General features: G+C 67.3%; 15 protein-coding genes. 8 read left to right on the top strand and 7 right to left on the bottom strand.

What is annotated here, in order from left to right; all coding sequences use genetic code 11:
• Positions 1–32: 32 nt before the first annotated feature.
• On the top strand, positions 33–1,403 hold the full coding sequence (gene clcA, locus ACO07I_RS19635; protein ID WP_422010260.1) for a H(+)/Cl(-) exchange transporter ClcA: 1,371 nt from the start codon (positions 33–35) through the stop codon (positions 1,401–1,403).
• Here clcA and ACO07I_RS19640 read toward each other — a convergent pair.
• From ACO07I_RS19640 to ACO07I_RS19665, 6 genes are read right to left on the bottom strand one after another with little or no spacing between them, the layout of a single operon-like run.
• Positions 1,400–2,491 carry a phospholipase gene (locus ACO07I_RS19640; protein ID WP_422010262.1) on the bottom strand — a complete coding sequence of 364 codons (1,092 nt, stop codon included), beginning with the start codon at positions 2,489–2,491 and terminating at the stop codon, positions 1,400–1,402. The genes clcA and ACO07I_RS19640 overlap by 4 nt on opposite strands.
• Complete coding sequence (locus ACO07I_RS19645) at positions 2,491–4,131, bottom strand: GMC family oxidoreductase (RefSeq protein WP_422010264.1); 1,641 nt, start codon at positions 4,129–4,131, stop codon at positions 2,491–2,493. Before ACO07I_RS19645 ends, ACO07I_RS19640 begins: the two co-directional genes overlap by 1 nt.
• A gap of 15 nt (positions 4,132–4,146) precedes the next feature.
• On the bottom strand, positions 4,147–4,986 hold the full coding sequence (gene panB / locus ACO07I_RS19650) for a 3-methyl-2-oxobutanoate hydroxymethyltransferase (RefSeq protein ID WP_422010266.1): 840 nt from the start codon (positions 4,984–4,986) through the stop codon (positions 4,147–4,149).
• Between the two features lie 25 nt (positions 4,987–5,011).
• Complete coding sequence (locus ACO07I_RS19655; protein WP_422010268.1) at positions 5,012–6,517, bottom strand: sensor histidine kinase; 1,506 nt, start codon at positions 6,515–6,517, stop codon at positions 5,012–5,014.
• A 7-nt stretch (positions 6,518–6,524) separates the two neighbouring features.
• Positions 6,525–7,334: a response regulator transcription factor gene (locus tag ACO07I_RS19660; protein WP_422010270.1), complete on the bottom strand. Its 810-nt coding sequence runs from the start codon at positions 7,332–7,334 to the stop codon at positions 6,525–6,527.
• Positions 7,264–7,734, bottom strand: coding sequence for a hypothetical protein (locus ACO07I_RS19665; RefSeq protein ID WP_422010272.1), 471 nt, complete (start codon positions 7,732–7,734; stop codon positions 7,264–7,266). The genes ACO07I_RS19660 and ACO07I_RS19665 overlap by 71 nt, the downstream gene beginning before the upstream one ends.
• A 225-nt stretch (positions 7,735–7,959) precedes the next feature.
• Here ACO07I_RS19665 and pepN point away from each other — a divergent pair, with 225 nt between their 5' ends.
• Together pepN and ACO07I_RS19675 are read left to right on the top strand one after the other, a co-directional pair.
• Positions 7,960–10,611, top strand: a complete 2,652-nt coding sequence (gene pepN, locus ACO07I_RS19670) for an aminopeptidase N (protein ID WP_422010274.1) — start codon at positions 7,960–7,962, stop codon at positions 10,609–10,611.
• Between the two features lie 49 nt (positions 10,612–10,660).
• Complete coding sequence (locus ACO07I_RS19675; RefSeq protein WP_422010276.1) at positions 10,661–11,071, top strand: hypothetical protein; 411 nt, start codon at positions 10,661–10,663, stop codon at positions 11,069–11,071.
• Here the strand turns inward: ACO07I_RS19675 and ACO07I_RS19680 are convergent.
• Positions 11,068–12,639, bottom strand: a complete 1,572-nt coding sequence (locus tag ACO07I_RS19680; RefSeq protein ID WP_422010278.1) for a GMC family oxidoreductase — start codon at positions 12,637–12,639, stop codon at positions 11,068–11,070. The genes ACO07I_RS19675 and ACO07I_RS19680 overlap by 4 nt on opposite strands.
• Positions 12,640–12,727: 88 nt before the next feature.
• Between ACO07I_RS19680 and ACO07I_RS19685 the strand changes: the two genes are divergently transcribed.
• The 5 genes from ACO07I_RS19685 to ACO07I_RS19705 all read left to right on the top strand — a co-directional run bounded on the left by ACO07I_RS19685 (position 12,728) and on the right by ACO07I_RS19705 (position 19,354).
• Positions 12,728–13,966 carry a Zn-dependent hydrolase gene (locus ACO07I_RS19685; RefSeq protein ID WP_422010280.1) on the top strand — a complete coding sequence of 413 codons (1,239 nt, stop codon included), beginning with the start codon at positions 12,728–12,730 and terminating at the stop codon, positions 13,964–13,966.
• Positions 13,967–14,186: 220 nt separating this feature from the next.
• The gene (locus tag ACO07I_RS19690) at positions 14,187–15,794 is read left to right on the top strand and encodes an ABC transporter substrate-binding protein (RefSeq protein WP_422010282.1); all 1,608 of its coding nucleotides are present in this window, start codon (positions 14,187–14,189) and stop codon (positions 15,792–15,794) included.
• A 4-nt stretch (positions 15,795–15,798) separates the two neighbouring features.
• Entirely contained in the window at positions 15,799–16,824 is a 1,026-nt protein-coding gene (locus ACO07I_RS19695; RefSeq protein WP_422010284.1) for an ABC transporter permease, read from the top strand.
• Positions 16,821–17,687, top strand: a complete 867-nt coding sequence (locus ACO07I_RS19700) for an ABC transporter permease (RefSeq protein WP_422010286.1) — start codon at positions 16,821–16,823, stop codon at positions 17,685–17,687. The genes ACO07I_RS19695 and ACO07I_RS19700 overlap by 4 nt, the downstream gene beginning before the upstream one ends.
• Positions 17,684–19,354, top strand: a complete 1,671-nt coding sequence (locus tag ACO07I_RS19705; RefSeq protein WP_422010288.1) for a dipeptide ABC transporter ATP-binding protein — start codon at positions 17,684–17,686, stop codon at positions 19,352–19,354. The genes ACO07I_RS19700 and ACO07I_RS19705 overlap by 4 nt, the downstream gene beginning before the upstream one ends.
• The last annotated feature ends 58 nt before the right edge of the window (positions 19,355–19,412 follow it).

The raw sequence follows: 19,412 nt of genomic DNA on the forward strand, positions 1-19,412 counted from the left end.
TCATTATTGTCCCTCATCATCGGAGGTGGCGCGTGACTTCAGGAGATCGACCGGCAGAGCAATCGATCTCCGACGGCGCCTTGTTTTTTCTGGCGGGACTGTGCGGCCTGGCCACCGGAATCGTGGGGGCGGCCTTTCATGTCATCGTCGACATGCTGGTCCATTGGCCGTCGTGGCTGGTCGCCCGACTCGGTACGGGTGTGACGACCGTCATCGCGGCGGCCGGGATTGCCGCCCTCGCCCTGGTCGCGTCCTTTCTGCTCACGCGCCGCATCGCGCCGGAAGCGGCCGGCAGCGGTGTCCAGGAAATCGAAGGCGCGATGGAGGGATTGCGCGACGTGCGCTGGCGGCGGGTGCTGCCGGTAAAATTCGTCGGCGGCGTTCTGGCGCTCTCCTCCGGTCTCGTGGCGGGCCGCGAAGGTCCCACCATCCACATGGGCGCGTCGATCGCACAGGCCGTCTCGGAGCGCATGAAGCTCACGGAGTCGGAGTTGCGGGGCCTGCTGGCCGCCGGTGCTGCGGCGGGCCTCGCCGCCGCCTTCAACGCTCCACTTGCCGCGATCCTCTTCGTGATCGAGGAGACTCGTAAGCAGTTTCGCTACACGCTGCGGTCCTACACCGCCGTGATCATCGCCTCGACGACCAGCGCCATCGGCATGGAGCTGGTGGGCGGCACGGCGCCCCAGCTCAAGCTCGACAATGCCGAGATGCCGCTGTCGCTGCTGCCGGCGTTTCTTCTGCTCGGGGTCTTGCTGGGCGGGCTCGGCCTCGTGTTCAACCGCACGCTGCTCTTCCTCCTCGAATGGGTGGCGACCACGTTCCGCAAGGCACCCTTCGTGCCGGCGCTGGTGGTCGGCGCGGCCATCGGCGCCCTCGCCATCGTGCTGCCGCAGGCCGTGGGCGGCGGCGAACTGCTGATTCCCGGCCTGGTCACCGGAAACCTGTCCATCCAGATCCTGCTGCTGCTGTGCCTGCTGCGCTTCGTCGGCGTCATGCTGAGTTATCCCGTGGGCGTACCCGGCGGTATCTTCGCCCCGCTGCTGACGCTCGCCACCACGGTGGGCCTGATCGCGGCGGCGCTGCTCGAGATGGCCGTGCCGTTGCCGCCGCTGGCGGGGGCCGCCTTCGTCATCGCCGCCATGGGCGGCCTGTTCTCCGCGTCGATCCGCGCGCCGCTGGTCGGGGTCGTGCTGGCCGCGGAGCTGACCGGCGGCTATACGCTGATCCTGCCGCTGATCGTGACCTGCGTAACGGCCAATTCCGTCGCGCAGGCGCTGGGCAGCAGGCCGCTGTACGAACTGCTGCTGGAGCGGACGCTGAGGCTCGCCGGCAAGGTGCCGCCGCCGCCCGTCACGACCGGCGTGCCGTCACCGGTCGGCCTGGACGATGGACGCCGCTCCTAACGGCCCGCCGGCAGAAACCAGTCGAGGATCCGCGCATTCTCGTCGCGCGGATAGGTGTGCGAGAGGTCGGCGACCTCGCGATAGGTGACGTCGGCACCGGCCTGCGTCAGGGCCCGCTCGGCGCCCTGGGCCATCTCCGGCGGAAACATCCAGTCCTGGGTTCCATGGACGATATGGACGGGCAGGCCGCGGACACGATCGGGATCGGCGGCGGTCATCAGCATCGGATGGAAGCTCGCGGCGACCGGTGCGAGGTGGGTGAAGCGGCACTCGGCGTCGAGGCCGATCACGTAGGTGAAGGTGCCACCGTCGCTCATGCCGGTCAGGAGCTGATGCGAGGCATCGAGGTGCCAGTCGTTCGCGACGCCTGCGGTCATGTGGTCGATCAGCGGTCCGTCGATCTCGGGCTCCATCAGCGACCAGGTACTGCCCGAGGCCGTGGGCGCCAGCACGATGAAGCCGCGGGTGCGCGCCTCGCGCACCCAGCTCCACAGGAAGGCGCCGCCATTGCCGCTGCCGCCATGCAGCGCCACGACCAGCGGCCAGCTCCTGGCCGGGTCGTAGTATTCCGGCACATAGAGCGAGAAGGCGCCGCGCGTGCCGGATGGCCCCCCGATATGCATGAAGCCCACGCCTTCCCGCGTCGGATCGGCCGCCGCCAGCCGCGCCTGCAGATCCGCGTCGCTGCGCGCCGGCTGTTCGAGGAAGAAGTTGCTGACAGGCCGCAGGAAAGGCGACAGCGGATAGAGGGCCTCGCAGGCCCGGGGATATCCGCCCAAACTGCGATAGGCGGCGACGATCGGTTGCGGCGCCTGCGGAGCGGCGCACAGACTTTGGATCGCCTCGCCGGCGAACACCGCCGCGCGTTCGAGATGATCGCGCACCGTTGCCATCCGCCCCGGCCAGTCCATTGCGCGCGACGCAGCGAGGGCGGGCGAGAGATCGTCGTTGCGGCCGGTGAGAGCCTCGATGACCTGGGGCAGGGTGTGCGGCGAGAGGTGTCGGCTGGCGAATTCGATGGCGTGCAGCGCCCGCAGGGTCGCGGGTACCAGCGCCGAGAGAGCTTCGATGGCGGCCTCGTCGGCCATCAGTCCTTCAGCATCACGGCATCGAGTGCCGGCTTGCCGCGGATCATGTCGGACGCTTTCTCCGCGATCATCAGCACCGAGGCGTTGAGGTTCGCCGACGGCATGGTCGGCATGATCGAGGCATCGACCACGCGCAGCCCTTCGAGTCCACGCACGCGCAACTGGTCGTCGACGACGGCGGTGGGGTCGGTGTCGGGCGCCATGCGGCACGAGCCCATCAGATGGAAGGTCGTGGTGCCGCGTTCCTTGGCGGCCTGCATCAGGTCGGCGTCCGACTGCTTCTCGGCGCCGGGGAATTCCTCGCGGTCGTAGTATTTACTGAGCGCCTTGGAGCCCAGCAGCCGGCGGGCCAGCTTCATGCCGGCCAGCAGCACGCGCCGGTCGCTCTCCGCGCCGAGATAGTTCGGCTGGATGATCGGGTGCTCGAACGGGTCGGCCGAGCGCGCGCGGACATAGCCGATCGAATCGGGCCGCTGCTGCCAGGAGGCGATGGTCATGCCGGGGAAGTCGTCGAGCGTCGACTGAACGCCCTCCTTGTAGCTGGCGGGCGTGAAGGTGAGCTGCAGGTCGTAATTCTCGATGCTCTCGTCGGATTTCCAGAACACGTAGATCAGCGTCGGATTGAGCGTCAGCAGACCTTTGCGCGTCGTGACGTATTTCAGGACCTCGCCGGCCAGGCGCAGTCCCTTGGAGCGCTCGTTGATGCTGGTGGCGTTCTTCACACGCGCCACGAATCGCGGCGCGTAATGGTCGCGCAGATTCTCGCCCACACCTGCCAGCTCGTGCTTCACCTCGATGCCGAGCGACTTCAGCAGCGGCGCTGGACCGATGCCCGAGAGCTGCAGGAGCTGCGGCGAGTTCACCGTGCCGCCGCTCAGGATCACCTCCCGGCGGGCGCGTACCTCCATCGGTGTGCCGTTGCGGCCGCCCTTGCGATAGCGCACGCCGACGGCGCGCTTGCCCTCGAGGACGATCGACGTCGCCTGCGCATGGGTCCGCACCGTGAGGTTGGGCCGCGACATTGCGGGATGCAGATAGCCGCGGGCGGCGCTCACCCGGCGGCCGTTCCTGATGATGCGCTGGACGTAGCTCACGCCCGCCTGTTTCGTGCCGTTGTAGTCGGGGTTGCGCGGGATGCCCTGTTCGACGGCGCCCTCGATGAAGGCCTCGCACAGGGGATCGCGCCATTCGAGGTCGGTGATCGGCAGGTTGCCGTCGCTGCCGCGGAACGTGGCGTCGGCATCGCTCGCCATGCGGTGCTCGCTGCGGCGGAAGTAGGGGAGCACGTCGGAGTAGCCCCAGCCGCGGTTGCCGCGCTGGGCCCAGCCGTCGAAGTCGAGGCGCTGGCCGCGATTGTAGATGTGGCCGTTGATCGAACTCGAGCCGCCCAGGGTCTTGCCGCGCGGCGCGGCGATGGCACGGCCGCCGGTCCATTCGCTGGGCTCCGACTTGTAGAGCCAGTTCACCTTGGGATCGACCAGCGTGTACATGAAGCCGGCCGGGATATGGATGAAGGGATGCCAGTCGCGCGGGCCGGCTTCGAGCACGCAGACCGTGACGTTGGGGTCCTCGCTCAACCGGTTGGCCAGCACGCTGCCGGCCGAACCGGCCCCCACGATCACGTAGTCGAAACTCTCCATCCGGTCGATTCCTCCCTAGGATCGGGATTGACCACCGGATTTGGGCAGGAAGCAATGCTCCATCGCGGGAAAACCCCGGCTCCGCACATCGGCCGCATAGGCGGCGGCGGCCTCGGAGATCTTGCCGCCGAGATCGGCATAGCGCTTCACGAACCGCGGGGTGAAATCGCTGAACAGGCCGAACACGTCCTCGGACACCAGGATCTGGCCGTCGCAGGCCGGCGAGGCCCCGATGCCAATCGTCGGAATCGGCAGCGACCGGGTGATGGCGGCTGCCACCGGCTCCAGCGTGCCTTCCAGCACGATCGTGAAGGCGCCGGCTTCGGCCATCGCCTCGGCGTCGCGGGTCACCTGCTGCGCCTCCTCGTCGGAACGGCCGGTCGCCTTGAAACCGCCGGCCACGTTCACGGCCTGCGGCATCAGCCCGACATGGGCGCAGACCGGAATGCCGCGCTGCACGAGGTAGCGCACGGTCTCGGCCATGACCTCGCCGCCCTCGAGCTTCACGCCGCTCGCACCGGTCTCGGACATGATGCGTGCGGCGCTGTGGAACGCCTGCTCCGGGCTTGCCTGGTAGCTGCCGAAGGGCAGGTCGACGATCACGCAGGCGCGATTCGAGCCGCGCATCACCGCCGAGCCGTGGGCGATCATCATGTCGAGCGTGACGGGGAGCGTGCTGTCGAAGCCGTAGAGCACCATGCCCAGCGAATCGCCGACCAGCAGCAGGTCGACATGCGGATCGAGCCAGCGCGCCATTTGCGTCGTGTAGGCGGTGAGACAAACGATCGGCTCGCCGCCCTTGCGGGCGCGGATCTGGGGCGTGCTCACTCTCTTGGCTGCGGTGACGGCGCTCATGATCTCCTGACCTTTCGAAAGCCGGCTAGTGGATGACGAACCGAGGCAGCACCATCGTGACCGAGAAGCCGCGGCTTGGGCGGTTGGCGACCTTTACCTGGCCTCCCAATGCCTCGACGTTGCGGCGTACGATCCAGAGACCCAGTCCCGAATGCTTGACGCTGCGATCGCTGCCTATGCCATCGTCGGGACGCGATGAGAAGTAGCGTTCGAACACACGTTCTATCTTCTCAGGGTCGATGCCTGGCCCTTCGTCCTCGATGGTGAGTTCGACCGCATCTGTCGACGCGTGCAGCGAAACGGCCACCGTCGTGCCGCCGGGCGAGAAACTGATGGCGTTTTCGAGCACGGCCTGCAGCGCGGCTTCGAGCATGCCTGCCGCGCTGCGAACCGCGATTCCGCGCGCGAGCTTCAGGACCAGGCGGATCTCGCGTGCGGCGGCGATCTCCTGGACCTGCCGCGCCGCCTCCTCGACGACGGGCGCAAGCTCGGTCGGCAGGCGCGGCGCGTCGATCATGTCGGCCGTTCCCATGTCGTGGCGCTGCGCCGCATTCACGAGGCCGAGCAGGCGCGCCAGCGAGGAGTCCACGATCTCGAGCGCCCGCCGGGCACGCTGGTCGCCCTCGGGCACCGCGCGGTGCACCGGACGCAGCGCCGACTGCACGGCCGCGAGCGGCGTCTTGAACGCATGAGCATTGTCCTCGGCGGACTGGCGAATCTCGCGCGACACCCGACGCAGCTCGTGCACCAGCCGGTCGAAGTCGCGTGCGACGCCCGAAAGTTCGGGCACGGTGTTGCGCTCGACGAAGGTTGCATCGGCGGCGCGGCCCAGCGCGATCTCGTCGGCGACGTTGCGGAAGCGGCGCAGGCTGAGGCGGATGCCCAGCGCCACCAGCACCGCGAGCAGCGCGCCCGCGAGATAGATCGCGGCAGCGATGCGGACCTCACGGGTCTCCCAGTAGGGGCGGCCGATCGAGGTGTTGAGGAAGTCCGACGCGACGTGGGTCGTCGTCAGGATCCAGCAGTTGCCGCGGGCGCGGATCGGGATGATCGAGGTCAGCAGCTCGACCGTGCCGTCGGCGCGGCGGTAGCGCATCTCGTCGGAGGCGTTCCAGGTGCAGGCTTCCGACAGGCGCTGAAGCAGCCCGCGCTGGCTCAGCTCCTCGAGCTCGGCGGTCACCGCCTCGGGCGCCAGCGGCGGTGCCGAGCCCACGAGGAAAAAGCGGCTTGCGGAACGCGCCGCCGGCGGGGTGGGCGGCTGGTACATCAGCTTCAGCACGGTCCCGCTGCTGGCATATTTCTCCAGCTCGCGGTTCATGTTCATGGGCGCCGCCGGATCTGTTTCGCGCAGCACCGGCGCCAGCGCCTCGGCGATCAGGGCACTGCGATCCTGGATCGCGCGCGTCACCAGGTTCCGCATCTGGCTGTCGGCACTTTCGAACTGGCCGTAGAGCACGATCGGCAGCGCCACGAACAGGCCGATCAGCGCCACCAGCTTCAGCGTCAGCGACGCGGCGAGGCGGCGCAGCACTGGAAGGCTAGTCCTTGCCCCAGCGGTAGCCGAAGGACTGGTAGTTCTGGATCTCGCTGAACTCGGGATCGATCGCGCGGAACTTGTTGCGGATGCGCTTGATGCAGGACCGCACATTGGTCCGGTAGCCGTTCTCGCCACTGCCGGCGATGAAGCCCACATAGTGCATGCAGTCGTAGACGGCGCGGTAGCTCACGTAGCTGCCGACATGGGCCGCGAGCGTGTGGACGATCTTGAATTCCGTCACCGTCAGATTGAGGTCGGTCTCGTCCCAGTAGGCGCGGCTGACCGCCGGCTTCAGCAGCAGGCGGCCGCAATGGAAGTTGCCTTCGCCATCGGCTGCCAGCGGCTGGCCGCTCCGGTCAGCAATCAGCCTCAGGCGGCGCGCGAGGATCGGCACGCCGCGCGATTTGTCGACGAAGTCGATGGCGCCGCGATCGAGCGCAAGCTGCTCGTAGTTGGGTTCGCTATGGCCGGTCAGGAACACGACCGGCAGGTTGATGCCGGCGCGTTTCAGCCTTGGCAGCAGGTCGATGCCGGAGATGCGCGGCAGGCCCCAGTCGAGCACGATGATCTCGATGTCGTCGGCGGTCTCCAGGAATTCGACAAGACCGGTCCCGTCGGGAAAGGACGCGACGTCGAACCCATGGTCGCCCAGTTCGAGGCTCGCGGCTTCGCGGAAATCGTCATCGTCCTCCACGAAGGCGATGCGGACCCTTCGGCCGGTCTCGACCCCGGCTTCGATCTCAGCGTCCGGCTTGAATCCGGGAGTTGAGCTGGGCCAGGCAGAACCGTCGTCCTTCGTCTGTGTCGTCATCGCTCTTCACCTTGTACGCGAGGGTTCCGTACTGTTTGGTCTCGACATCCGGGTAGAGCTGGATGTCGAGCGTGCACTTGCCGTTGCGATAGCGCCACTGTTTGCCGGGCGGATGCGCCTCCTCGCTGGTCGGCGGCCCCAGCATCGCGCGCAGTTGAGACTCGCGATAGCCCGTAAGCACCGGCGGCGGCACATCGACAGCGGGAGCGGGCTCGATCGCAGCGTCAGGTGCTACGACAGCCGCCGGCTTCGCGGGCCGTGCGGTGGCGACGGCCTGCGGTGCGGGCGTGACCTTGCGAACCGGCGCGGCGGGAGGCGGCGGTTTCAGCGAGGTGAGGCTTGCGAAATCGTCGCGTGCCGCGCGCATCACATCGCAGCCGGAAAGGAGCAGCAGTCCCAATCCGATTCCGACGGTCCGTGTTGCCCAATGTCCAATCGTCATCCGCATCCAGAAGGCCTGCTGACAGGCCTAAAGCGGCCATGTGGCGGGTTTGGGGCACGACGCCGTGCCACGAGCGCGCGATTCCCGTGGGAAGGGCGTTTTCGATCCATCAGAATTGCGGCGAGTCGTCACGCGAGGCAAGCACGATTTCGGGTAGGGGCGCCGGCGTCGTATGGAGAAGCCATGCACATCAGCAAGGACATGACCGCCACGCCCCGGGCGATTCACCGGGCCGATTACACCCCGCCGCCGTTCCTGATCGACACGGTCGATCTCGATGTCGAGCTGGGACAGGAGACGACCACGGTCGTCGCGCGACTGGTCGTGCGACGCAATCCGGTGGCGGCGGCCAGGCCCGCCGATCTGGTGCTCGACGGCAAGAAGATGGAACTCGTGTCGGTCGTGCTCGATGGCAAGCCCGCTGCTTACGAGGTCGGGCCCGAGACACTGGCGATTCGGGGCGTGCCGGACGGGTTCACTCTGGAGATCACGACGCGCCTGCGACCGCAGGACAATACCGAGCTCACCGGCCTCTACAAATCGCGCGACCTTTTCTGCACTCAGTGCGAGGCCGAGGGCTTTCGTCGCATCACCTATTTCCTCGACCGTCCCGACGTGATGGCCCGTTACACGACGCGCATCGTGGCCGACCGGACGCTGGTGCCGGTGCTGTTGTCGAACGGCAATCTGGTCGACAGCGGGGGCCTCGACGAGGGCCGGCACTTCGCCACGTGGGAAGACCCTTTCCCCAAGCCATCCTACCTGTTCGCGCTGGTCGCGGGACGCCTCGACTGTCTCGAAGACCGGTTCACGACGCGTTCGGGCCGTGAGGTGACGCTGCGCATCTATGTCCGTCCCGGCGACGTCGGGCGCTGCGATCATGCGATGGAGTCGCTCAAGAAGTCGATGAAGTGGGACGAGGACGTCTACGGGCTCGAATACGATCTCGACACGTTCATGATCGTCGCCATCGACGACTTCAACATGGGCGCGATGGAGAACAAGGGGCTGAACGTCTTCAACTCCAAGCTCGTGCTCGCCAATCCCGAGACCGCGACCGACCTCGACTATCACTCGATCGAGGCCGTCATCGCCCACGAATACTTCCACAACTGGACCGGCAACCGCGTCACCTGTCGCGACTGGTTCCAGCTCTCGCTCAAGGAAGGGCTCACCGTCTTCCGCGACCAGCAATTCTCCGCCGACATGGGCTCGGCCGCCGATGCGCGCATCGACGATGTCCGCCGCCTGCGCGCCGGCCAGTTCCCCGAGGATGCCGGGCCGATGGCCCATCCGGTGCGGCCGGATTCGTATATCGAGATCAACAACTTCTACACCGCGACCGTCTACCAGAAGGGCGCCGAGGTGGTGCGGATGATGCACACGCTGCTGGGGCCGGAGCGTTACCGCAAGGGCATCGATCTCTACTTCCAGCGTCATGACGGCCAGGCCGTGACCTGCGACGACTTCGCCAACGCGATGGAAGACGCGTCGGGCGTCGACCTCACGCAGTTCCGCCTGTGGTACGCCCAGGCCGGAACGCCGGACCTCAAGGTCGAGGGCAGCTACGACGCTGTGACCCGGCGCTACACGCTGACGGTCGGCCAGAGCCTGCGGCCCACGCCCGGCCAGCCCGATAAGATGCCGATGCACATTCCTCTGTCCGTGGGCCTGCTCGACGGTGCCGGGCGCGACCTTCCGCTCAAGCTTGCCGGCGAGGCGACCGCCGGCGGCACGACGCGGGTCCTCGACGTGCGCACGGCGCACGACGTGTTCGTATTCGAGGACGTGCCGGAGAAGCCGGTCGCCTCGCTGCTGCGCGGCTTTTCGGCCCCGGTGAAGCTCGACGCGCCGCGCTCCGACGACGAGCTGACGTTCCTGATGGCGCATGACAGCGATCCGTTCGCGCGCTGGGAAGCCGGGCAGCAGCTCGGGGCCAGGCTGATCCTGCAGCTGGTGGAAGCGCGCAAGACCGGCGGTCCGATGGTCGTGCCGGACCACTACGTCGATGCCATCCGCCGCACGCTGGACGATCAGCGGCTTGATCGCTCCTTCATCGCCGACGCGGTCACCCTGCCGGGCCTCGCCTTTCTCGGTGAGCTGATGGCGGAGATCGACATCGACGGGCTGTGGGCGGCGCAGCAGCGAGTCCGCTCCGTCCTGTTCGAGCGGCTCGGTGATCGCTGGTCTTCCGTGTACGACGGGGCCCATGCTGCGGGCCCGTATCGTTTCACGCCCGACGAGGTGGGGCGCCGGCGCCTGCGCAGCACCGCGCTCCAGTATCTCTCGACCGACAAAGGCGAGGCGGCGCGGCGGCGCGCCGTCGCCTATTTCGAGGGGGCGGGCAACATGACGGAGCAGGTCGCGGGCCTCACGGTGCTCGCGGAGCTGGGCGGCGCGGAGGGCGAAGCGGCGCTGGCCTCCTTCTACGAACGTTGGAAGGGCGAAGCGCTGGTGCTCGACAAGTGGTTCGCGATCCAGGCGCGCACGTCGACCGAGGGGGCGCTGGAGCGCGTGAAGCGCCTCGTCGATCACCCGTCCTACGACCGCAAGAATCCCAATCGCGTCTATTCGCTGGTCGGCGCCTTCGCGTCGGGAAATCCGGTGCAATTCCATGAGGCTACGGGCGGCGGCTATCGCTTTCTGGCTGACCAGGTTCTGGCGACCGACAAGCTCAATCCGCAGATCGCGGCACGGTTGCTCGGCCCCCTCGGGTCATGGCGGCGCTACGACAAGGGCCGGCAGGCGCTGATGACCCGTGAACTCCAGCGCATCGTGGCGACGCCCGGCCTGTCACGCGACGTCTTCGAGATCGCGTCCAAGAGTCTGGCCTGATGCCGGCAAGGTTGGTTGAAAGGTTGCTTTTCGAGTGCAAGAATAAACCATGGCAATGAACAAGAAGCTCGTCGTGACGGGCGTGGCTGCGGCAATCCTCGTGATCGCGGCCTACATCTTCGCGCAGGCGTTCCTGTTCGGCGATTCGGCCGTGGCGCGCGCCGAGGCGCAGTACGCGGCCTCTCCTCGAACCTCCCTCTCGGCGGGTGATGCGACCTGCGCGTCGCAGCATCAGGAAAGGCCGGGCGTCGCGACCTGGGACCTGCTGGCCGACGGCTACGAGATCAAGGCCGCCGTTCCCGGCGGCCTCTGGCTGCAGAAGAGGAAGGACGTCTTCTACTGCAATTCCGGCATCGTTCGCGACGACGAGACGATGTGCTGGAAAATCCGGGCGCCGCTCAAGGGCCAGAATTGCAACGACGCCATCGACAAGGCCCGCGCCAAGGATCTGCGCGGCTAGGCATCGCGCGGACGTGAGCGTTTCAGCGCGTCCGCCATCTTCTCCGCGATCATGACCGTCGTGAAATGCGTGTTGGCGCGCACTACCGTCGGCATGATCGACGCGTCGATCACGCGCAGACCCGAACAGCCGATCACGCGGCATTCCGGATCGACGACCGATCGCGCATCGTCCGCCGCGCCCATGCGGCACGTGCCGCTGGCATGCTGGGCGTCTGAGCATTCGGCGAACATCCAGTCGTCCATTGCCTCGGCCTCGAACGGGTCTTCGATCGAACGTCCCGTCGTGCCGTACTCGACCCGCGTCGAGATCGCCTTGAAGGCAGGCTCCAGGCAGAGGGCACGCATTCGATGCACGCCGTCACGCATGCGTACGAGATCGCTCTCATCCGACAGCATGCGCTCGTCGACTTGCGGGTCGATGCCGGCGTCGCGCGTGGTGATGCGGACCGTGCCTTCGCTGAAGGCCTCGAAGGCGGAGACGGCGAGGCGTGCCCGCGCCGTGCCGCCATCCTCCTCCGGCCGCAGGTTGCCGGCGATCATGATCATGTCGTTCACCCCGGCGCCGCCGAGCCGCGAGGAGTAGCGCAGGCAGCAGTTGGTGTGGCGATGCATCAGGGTGCTCACCCGCGCATCGTCGCGCAGCTCGAGCATCAGGCCGAGGATTGGATGATCGAGCAGGTGCTTGCCGACCGGCCGGTCGGCCACCACCTCGATCCCCAGGGCGCCCAGCCAGTCGCGCGGGCCGATGCCGGAGCGTTGCAGGATGGCCGGCGAATGGATCGCGCCGGCCGACAGGATGACCTCGCGGCGGGCCCGGACGTGCCGCGCTTCGTCGCCGAGCTGCACGCGCACACCGCTGACATGCGGCCGGTTGCCCTCGAACTGCAGCGTGTCGACGACCGCTTCGCCGACGATCGTCAGGTTCGCGCGGCCGCGCGCCGGCTCGAGATAGCCGTCGTTGGTCGAGATGCGCAGCCCCTCGCGGCTGTTGATCGCGTAGGGTCCGACGCCGCTGCCGGTCGGCGCATTGTGGTCCTCGCACCAGGGATAGCCGAGCGCCAGCGCGGCTTCCCGCAGCGCGCGATCGACGGTGCCCCATTGATCGATCGGTGCGCGATAGACCGGCAGCGGGCCGTCCTTGCCGTGATAGGGCGCATCGCCGAAATCCATGTCGGTTTCCAGCTTGCGGAAATAGGGCAGGCACGCCTCCCAGTCCCAGCCAGCGGCGCCCATCGACGCCCAGTCCTCGAAATCCTCGGGGACGCCACGAATCGCGATCTGGCCGTTGATGGTCGAGCTGCCGCCGATCGCTCGGCCGCGCCACAGCAGCTTGGGTTGCTGGCGCTCCGTGCGCCGCGCCATGAGCTTCGGGTAGCGGTAATTGTCATCGCCAATGGCGCGCAGCGGATTGGGAATGCGCAGATGGTGCGGCGTCTCGGCGGTGCGGAAGTCGCGGCCGGCTTCGAGCAGAAGGACCCGGATCGCCGGATCCTCGCTCAGCCGGGCGGCGAGGGTCGCGCCGGCCGAGCCGCCGCCGATGATGATGTAGTCGTAATCGTCGTCCATGATGACTTTTCCGCCTTCGGTCGCTGGCACGCTTCTTGGTTAGAATGCCATCACACGTTCAGAAAGCCGCACGCAAAAGGAGCGCCGCATGGTCGCAAACGTCCTCGAGGTCAATCCGGAACGCTTGTGGGAGAGTCTCGAACGGTCGGCGGAGATCGGCCGCTTCCGCGACGTCGGCCTGCGCCGCCTGGCCCTGTCGGCCGAGGACAAGCAGATGCGCGACCTGTTCGTCGACTGGGCGAATGCGGCGGGCTGCACCGTCGAGATCGACCGGCTCGGCAACATTTTCGCACGCCGGCCGGGCACCGATCCATCGCTGCCGCCGGTCGCGATCGGCAGCCATCTCGACACGCAGATTTGCGGCGGCCGCTACGACGGCATCCTGGGCGTGCTGTGCGGTCTCGAAATCGTGCGGACGCTGAACGATCGTGGCCTGCAGACCAAGCGCGGCATAGAAGTCATCTGCTGGACCAACGAGGAGGGCGCGCGCTTCAACCCGCCGATGATGGGCTCGATGGCCTTCGCCAAGGTGATCACCCTCGAGAGCGTGCTGGCCACCACCGACGATGCCGGCATCACGGTCGAGCAGGCGCTCGACGAGATCGGCTATGCCGGATCCGCGCCGGTGGGTCGCGAATTCGATTCCTATCTCGAGCTGCACATCGAGCAGGCGCCGGTGCTGGACCGCGAGGGCTGCGACGTCGGCATCGTGGTCGGGGGCTACAAGACACAGGCGCTGCGGCTCACGATCAACGGCGATACTGGACATGCCGGTGGCACGCCGATGGCGCAGCGGCGCAACGCGCTGGTCGGCGCCGGCTATGTCATCGCGGCGGTCAACGACATCGGCCTCGCCTACGCCGCCGACGAGGGCCGCACCACGACGACCCGCATCGAGAGTTTCCCCAACCTTGCCGGCACCTATGCCGAGCAGGTCAAGCTCACCATCGACTTCCGCCACATCGACGAAGGCCGCTTCAAGGCGATGCGCGCCGAGGTCGATGCCGCGATCGCTGCCGCGGCGAAGAAGGCCAATGTCGAGATCGAGGTCGCCGAGGGCTGGAGCTGGGGCAGCGAGCTGTTTGCCCCGGAATGCATCGAGCTGCTGAAGTCGACGGCCAACGAGCTCGGCTTGCCCTACCGGGAGATGAGGAGCCAGGCCGGCCACGACGCCTATGCGGTGGCGACGATGGCACCCACCGCGATGATCTTCACACCCTGCTTCGAGGGCATCAGCCACAACGTGAACGAGGCGATCGAACTCACCCGCTCGGTGCCCGGCGCCAACCTCCTGCTGAACGCCGCCGTCACCCGGGCCAATCGCTAACTCATCCTTCTCCTCCCCCGTCTCACGGGGGAAGTGGCGAATTGGCAGAGGATCAGTGGCATGGCTTTTGCGTCCATCTCGCAAAGACTGTTCGCGTTTCACGGCCCGTAACGGCGGGTCGGCATGGGGGTGCAGTCATCGTCGAAGCCGCTCGTGGCGTGGCCGATCGATGACGTGAAGGCGGCGAACGGCGTCCTTTCATCCGGCGAATGGTGGCGACATGAAGCGGCGAGTTCTTCTGCAAGGTGCGGCGGGTGCAGCGTTTATGGCGGGCGGGGCGTGGCCGGCATCGGCACAGTCCCGTGCCGAGACCCTGAGATACGTGACCGGCGCGACCATCAACACGCTCGACACGACGATGCCCGGCGCCACGCGTGAGTCGTTCGGTCTCAGCATGAACGTCTACGACCGTCTCTTCAGCTTCGGCCGCAAGAAGGTGGGCAACAACTGGACATTCGATCCCGACACGATCCGCGGCGAGCTGGCCAAGTCCTACAGCATCAGCCCGGACAGCAAGGTCATCACCATCACCCTGCGGCCGGATGCGACCTGGCACGACGGTACCCCGGTCACGGCAGAGGACGTGAAGTGGTCGCTCGACAGGCACGTCACGGCGAAGTCGCTGGCCGCGCCCCAGTTCACCACCGGCTCGCTGACCAATGCCAGCCAGTTCAAGATCGTCGATCCGCAGACCGTCACGGTGACTCTCGAGAAGCCCGACCGGCTGGCCCTGGCCAACCTCTGCGTCTGCTACGCCATCATGATCAACAGCAAGCTGGCGAAGAAGCACGCGACGGCCGACGATCCGTGGGCGATGGAGTGGATGAAGACGAACACGGCGGCCAGCGGCGCCTACATCATCGATAGCCACAAGCCCGGTGAGAGCACCGTGCTCCGCCGCAACGAGAAGTGGGTCGGCGGTGCCGGCGGCGCGCTCCCCTCGTTCAAGCGCATCATCATCCAGACCGTGCCGGAGCCGGCGACCCGCGCCAATCTGATCGAGCGCGGCGATGCCGACCTCGCGATCGACCTGGCGGCCAGCGACCTGCCGACCATCGAGAAGTCCGCCAAGTCCAAGGTCGTGTCGATTCCGCAGACCAACGGCTTCACGCACATCTCGATGAACACGCAGATGGCGCCCTTCGACAATCTCAAGGTGCGCCAGGCCGTTGCCATGGCGCTGCCCTACGAGGACATGTTCAAGGCGGCGATCTTCGGCCGAGGCACCAAGCTCTACGGCGGTAGCTGGGCATCCGTGCCGCCCGATGCGAGCTTCCCGCAGGCGATTCCCAACAAGACCGATCTGGCGAAGGCCAAGGCCCTGCTGGCCGAGGCCGGCCATCCCAACGGCTTCTCCACCACCTTCGCCTTCACCGCGGGCCAGACGGCGACGGCGGAGCCGATGGCGGCGCTGGTCAAGGAGTCTCTGGGCAAGATCGGCATCCAGGTCGAGATCCAGAAGAAGCCCGATGCCGAGTTCAACACGCTCGAGTCGGAGAAGAAGATGCCGCTCTTCACCGACGGCGCGACCGCCTGGCTGCCCTACACCTACTACTTCTTCTATCTCTACTTCACGCGCGACCAGCGTTGGAACTTCTCGAGCTGGAAGAGCAAGAAGATGGAGGATCTGACGCTCGAGGCCCGATACCAGACCGACAAGGCGAAGTACGACGAGGGCTGCAAGCAGATGATCGAGCTGTTCAACGCCGAGACGCCGTTGATCATGCTGTGGCAGCCCAACCACGACGCCGTGATGGCCAAGTCGGTCGACGGTTACACCTACCAGTTCTACCGCCAGGCCGACTTCCGCGACCTCAAACGGGTCTAGCACCATGCTGTCGGGGATCCTGCGCCGGGTCGGTCGACGCCTGCTGGCGTCGATCCCGGCCCTGTTCGGCGTGGTGGTGGTCACCTTCGTGTTGATGCGCGTGCTGCCGGGCGATCCGGCGGTGTTCTTCTCCTCCGGACCCTCCGCGGGCAAGGAGGAGATCGAGGAGCTGCGCCGGACCATGGGCCTCGACAAGCCGATCCCCGTCCAGCTCGTGCGCTATCTGGGCGAGGTCGCCACCGGCAATCTCGGCCGCTCGATGACCACGGGGCAACCGGTCGTGGCGGACATGACCCGCCGCCTGCCGGCGTCGCTCGAACTCACCTGCACGGCGCTGTTCATCGCGCTTCTGTTCTCCGTGCCGATGGGCGTCGCGGCGGCGCTGAGGCCTGGCACGGCAGTCGACCATCTGGTGCGCATGTTGTGTACCCTGGGAGTCTGCGTGCCCACCTTCGTGTCGGGCCTGCTGCTGATCTACGCCTTCTACTATCTGCTGGGCTGGGCGCCCGATCCCACCGGTCGAATCGACATCTTCGCCGGGGCGCCGCCCGACATCACCGGCTTCTTCCTGATCGACTTTGCCCTGAAGGGCGATTGGGAGGGTTGGTGGGCCGCCTTCTCGCAGCTCCTGCTGCCGGCCTGCACCATGGCGCTGTTCGTCCTGGCGCCGCTGGCGCGCATGACGCGGGCCTCGATGCTGGCGGTGCTGGGAAGCGACTTCATCCGCACCGCCCACGCCATGGGCCTGTCGCGGCTGCGCATCATCGTGGCCTATGCGCTGCGCAACGCGCTGCTCCCGGTGCTCACGATCACCGGCATCGTGTTCTCGACCATGCTGGGCGCCAACGTCCTGGTCGAGAAGGTCTTCTCCTGGCCCGGTGTCGCCTCCTATGCGCTCGATGCGCTGCTCGCCTCCGACTATGCGCCGGTGCAGGCCTTCGTGCTCCTGATGGCGATGATCTTCGTCATGGTGAACGTCACCATCGACGTGCTGTACGGCATCGCCGATCCGCGGGTCTCGGTCGCATGAGTGACCTCGTCCTCAACGGGTCTTCGACCGGCCGCCACATCGTCTATGTGCTGCGCTCGAACCCGGTCACGGCCCTGGCGGCCACGGGCACGCTGCTGCTGGTCCTGATCGCGATCCTCGCGCCGATCCTGGCGCCCTACGATCCCGTCGCCTCCAACGTGCCGCAGGCGCTGCAGCCGCCGTCGTGGTCTCATCTCGCCGGCACCGATCAGCTCGGACGCGACATCCTGAGCCGCATCATCTGGGCGGCGCGACTCGATTTGGTGATCGCGGTCTCGGCCGTCGGCCTGTCGTTCGTGACGGGTGCCGTGATCGGCGGCTTCTGCGGCTATCGCGGCGGACGGCTCGACCGCTGGGTCGGCCGCTTCGTCGACGTGCTCATGGCCTTCCCCCTGTTCGTACTGGCGATGGCCATGGTCGCGGCGCTGGGCAACCGGGTGGAGAACATCGTCATCGCCACCGCCGTCATCAACCTGCCGTTCTACATCCGCTTCGCGCGTGCCGAGGTGAACGTGCGGCGCAATGCCGGCTGGGTCGAGGCGGCGCGCGCCTGCGGCGACAGCCATCTTTCGGTCGTGCTGCGCGTCCTGCTGCCCAACGTCCTGCCGGCGATGGCGGTGCAGATCTCGCTCAACCTCGGCTGGGCGATCCTGAACGCGGCCGGCCTCTCCTTCATCGGCCTCGGGGTCACGGCGCCGACGCCGGAATGGGGAATCATGGTGGCGGAGGGCGCGCGCTTCATCACCACGGGCAAGTGGTGGCTGGTCGCGATGCCGGGCCTCGCGCTGATGCTGACGGTATTGTGCTTCAACCTGCTGGGCGACGGGCTGCGCGACATCCTCGACCCGCGGATGCGCACATGACGCAGATCCTGCTGCAGGTCGAGAAGCTGCAGGTTGCCTTCTCGACCCGCCACGGCACCGTCACCGCGCTGCACGGGATCGACATCGCGCTGGTGGCCGGCGAAACGCTGGGCGTCGTGGGCGAGAGCGGTTCGGGCAAGTCCGTGACTTCGCTCGCCGTCATGCGGCTGCTCGATCGGGCCGGCAGGATTACCGGAGGCCGCGTGGTCTTCGAGGGCCGCGACATCACCCATGCCGGACACGCCGACTTGCGGCGGCTGCGCGGTTCGGCCCTGTCGATGATCTTCCAGAACCCGCGGGCGGCGCTCAATCCGATCCGCACGGTCGAGCAGCAGATCGTCGACGTGCTGGCGGCGCACGGCCGGCTGTCGCGCGCCAATGCGCGGGCGCAGGCGCTCGACCTGCTGCGCGCCGTGCTGATCCGCGATCCCGAGGCAAGGCTCAGCGCCTATCCGCACGAACTGTCCGGCGGCATGTGCCAGAGGGTCATGATCGCCATGGCCATCGCCTGTGAGCCGGCGCTGCTCATCGCCGACGAGCCGACCACCGGCCTCGATGTCACGACGCAGCAGACGGTGATGGAGCTGCTGGCCCGCATCAAGTCAGAGCGCGGCATGGCCATGATCCTGATCACCCACGATCTCGGGCTGGCCGCGCGCTGGTGCGACCGCATCGCGGTGATGGAGTCGGGGCGCGTGGTCGAGCAGGGCGAGACCGCGGCGCTTTTCGAGGCGCCGGCCCATCCCTACACCAAGCGGCTGGTGGCGGCGTCGCCGACGCGGCGCTCGACCCTTGCCGACCTGGCGCCGCCCGGTCTGGCGCGGGACGCAGCGCCGGTCGTCACGGTGCCGCGCGAGCACGGGCCGGGTACGCCGCCGCTCCTCGAACTCGTCAATGTGGTGAAGTCGTTCGGCGGACCGTCGCGCGCCGTCGACGACGTTTCGTTCAAGATCCCACAGGGCGGCGCGCTGGGGCTGGTCGGCGAATCGGGATCGGGGAAGAGCACGCTCTCGCGCCTGATCTGCCGGCTGATCGATCCGGACGATGGCGACATCGTGTTCGACGGCGAATCGATCGCCCGCGTGCCGGCCCGCGAATTCCACAAGTCGCCGCGCCGCCGGGACATCCAGATCGTGTTCCAGGACCCCAACGACAGCCTCAACCCACGGCACACGGCGTTCGACAGCATCGCCTATCCGCTGCGCCGGCTCGAAGGCCTGCGCGACGGCGCGGCGTTGCAGACGCGCGTGCGCGAGGCCGCCGCGCGAGCCGGCCTGCCGATGGATCTGTTGCAGCGTTTCCCGCACCAGCTTTCCGGCGGTCAGAAGGCGCGGGTCGGCATTGCCCGCGCCGTCGCGCCGCGCCCCCGTCTGCTGGTGCTGGACGAACCCACGGCGGCGCTCGACGTGTCGGTGCAGGCGGTCATTCTGCAGCTGCTCGACCGGCTGCGGCGGGAGGACGGGATTGGCCTGCTGTTCGTCAGCCATGATCTCAACGTCGTGCGCATGCTGTGCGACGATCTGGTGGTTCTTCAGGCCGGCAAGGTGGTCGAGGCCGGGCAAAGCCAGTCGATCTTCCAGCGGCCGCAGGCAGCCTACACGCGGATGCTCCTGGACGCGGTGCCCTATTTCGATCCGCAGCGCACAGAGCTCTTAAAGACGGCGTGATGTCATGACCACAGGCGATCTCTCTTCCCTCGAGGCCCGGGTAAAGCGGGACCTCGAA

Origin of the sequence: Reyranella sp. (assembly GCF_965227665.1) — a bacterium.
In the GTDB taxonomy this organism is placed as follows: domain Bacteria; phylum Pseudomonadota; class Alphaproteobacteria; order Reyranellales; family Reyranellaceae; genus Reyranella.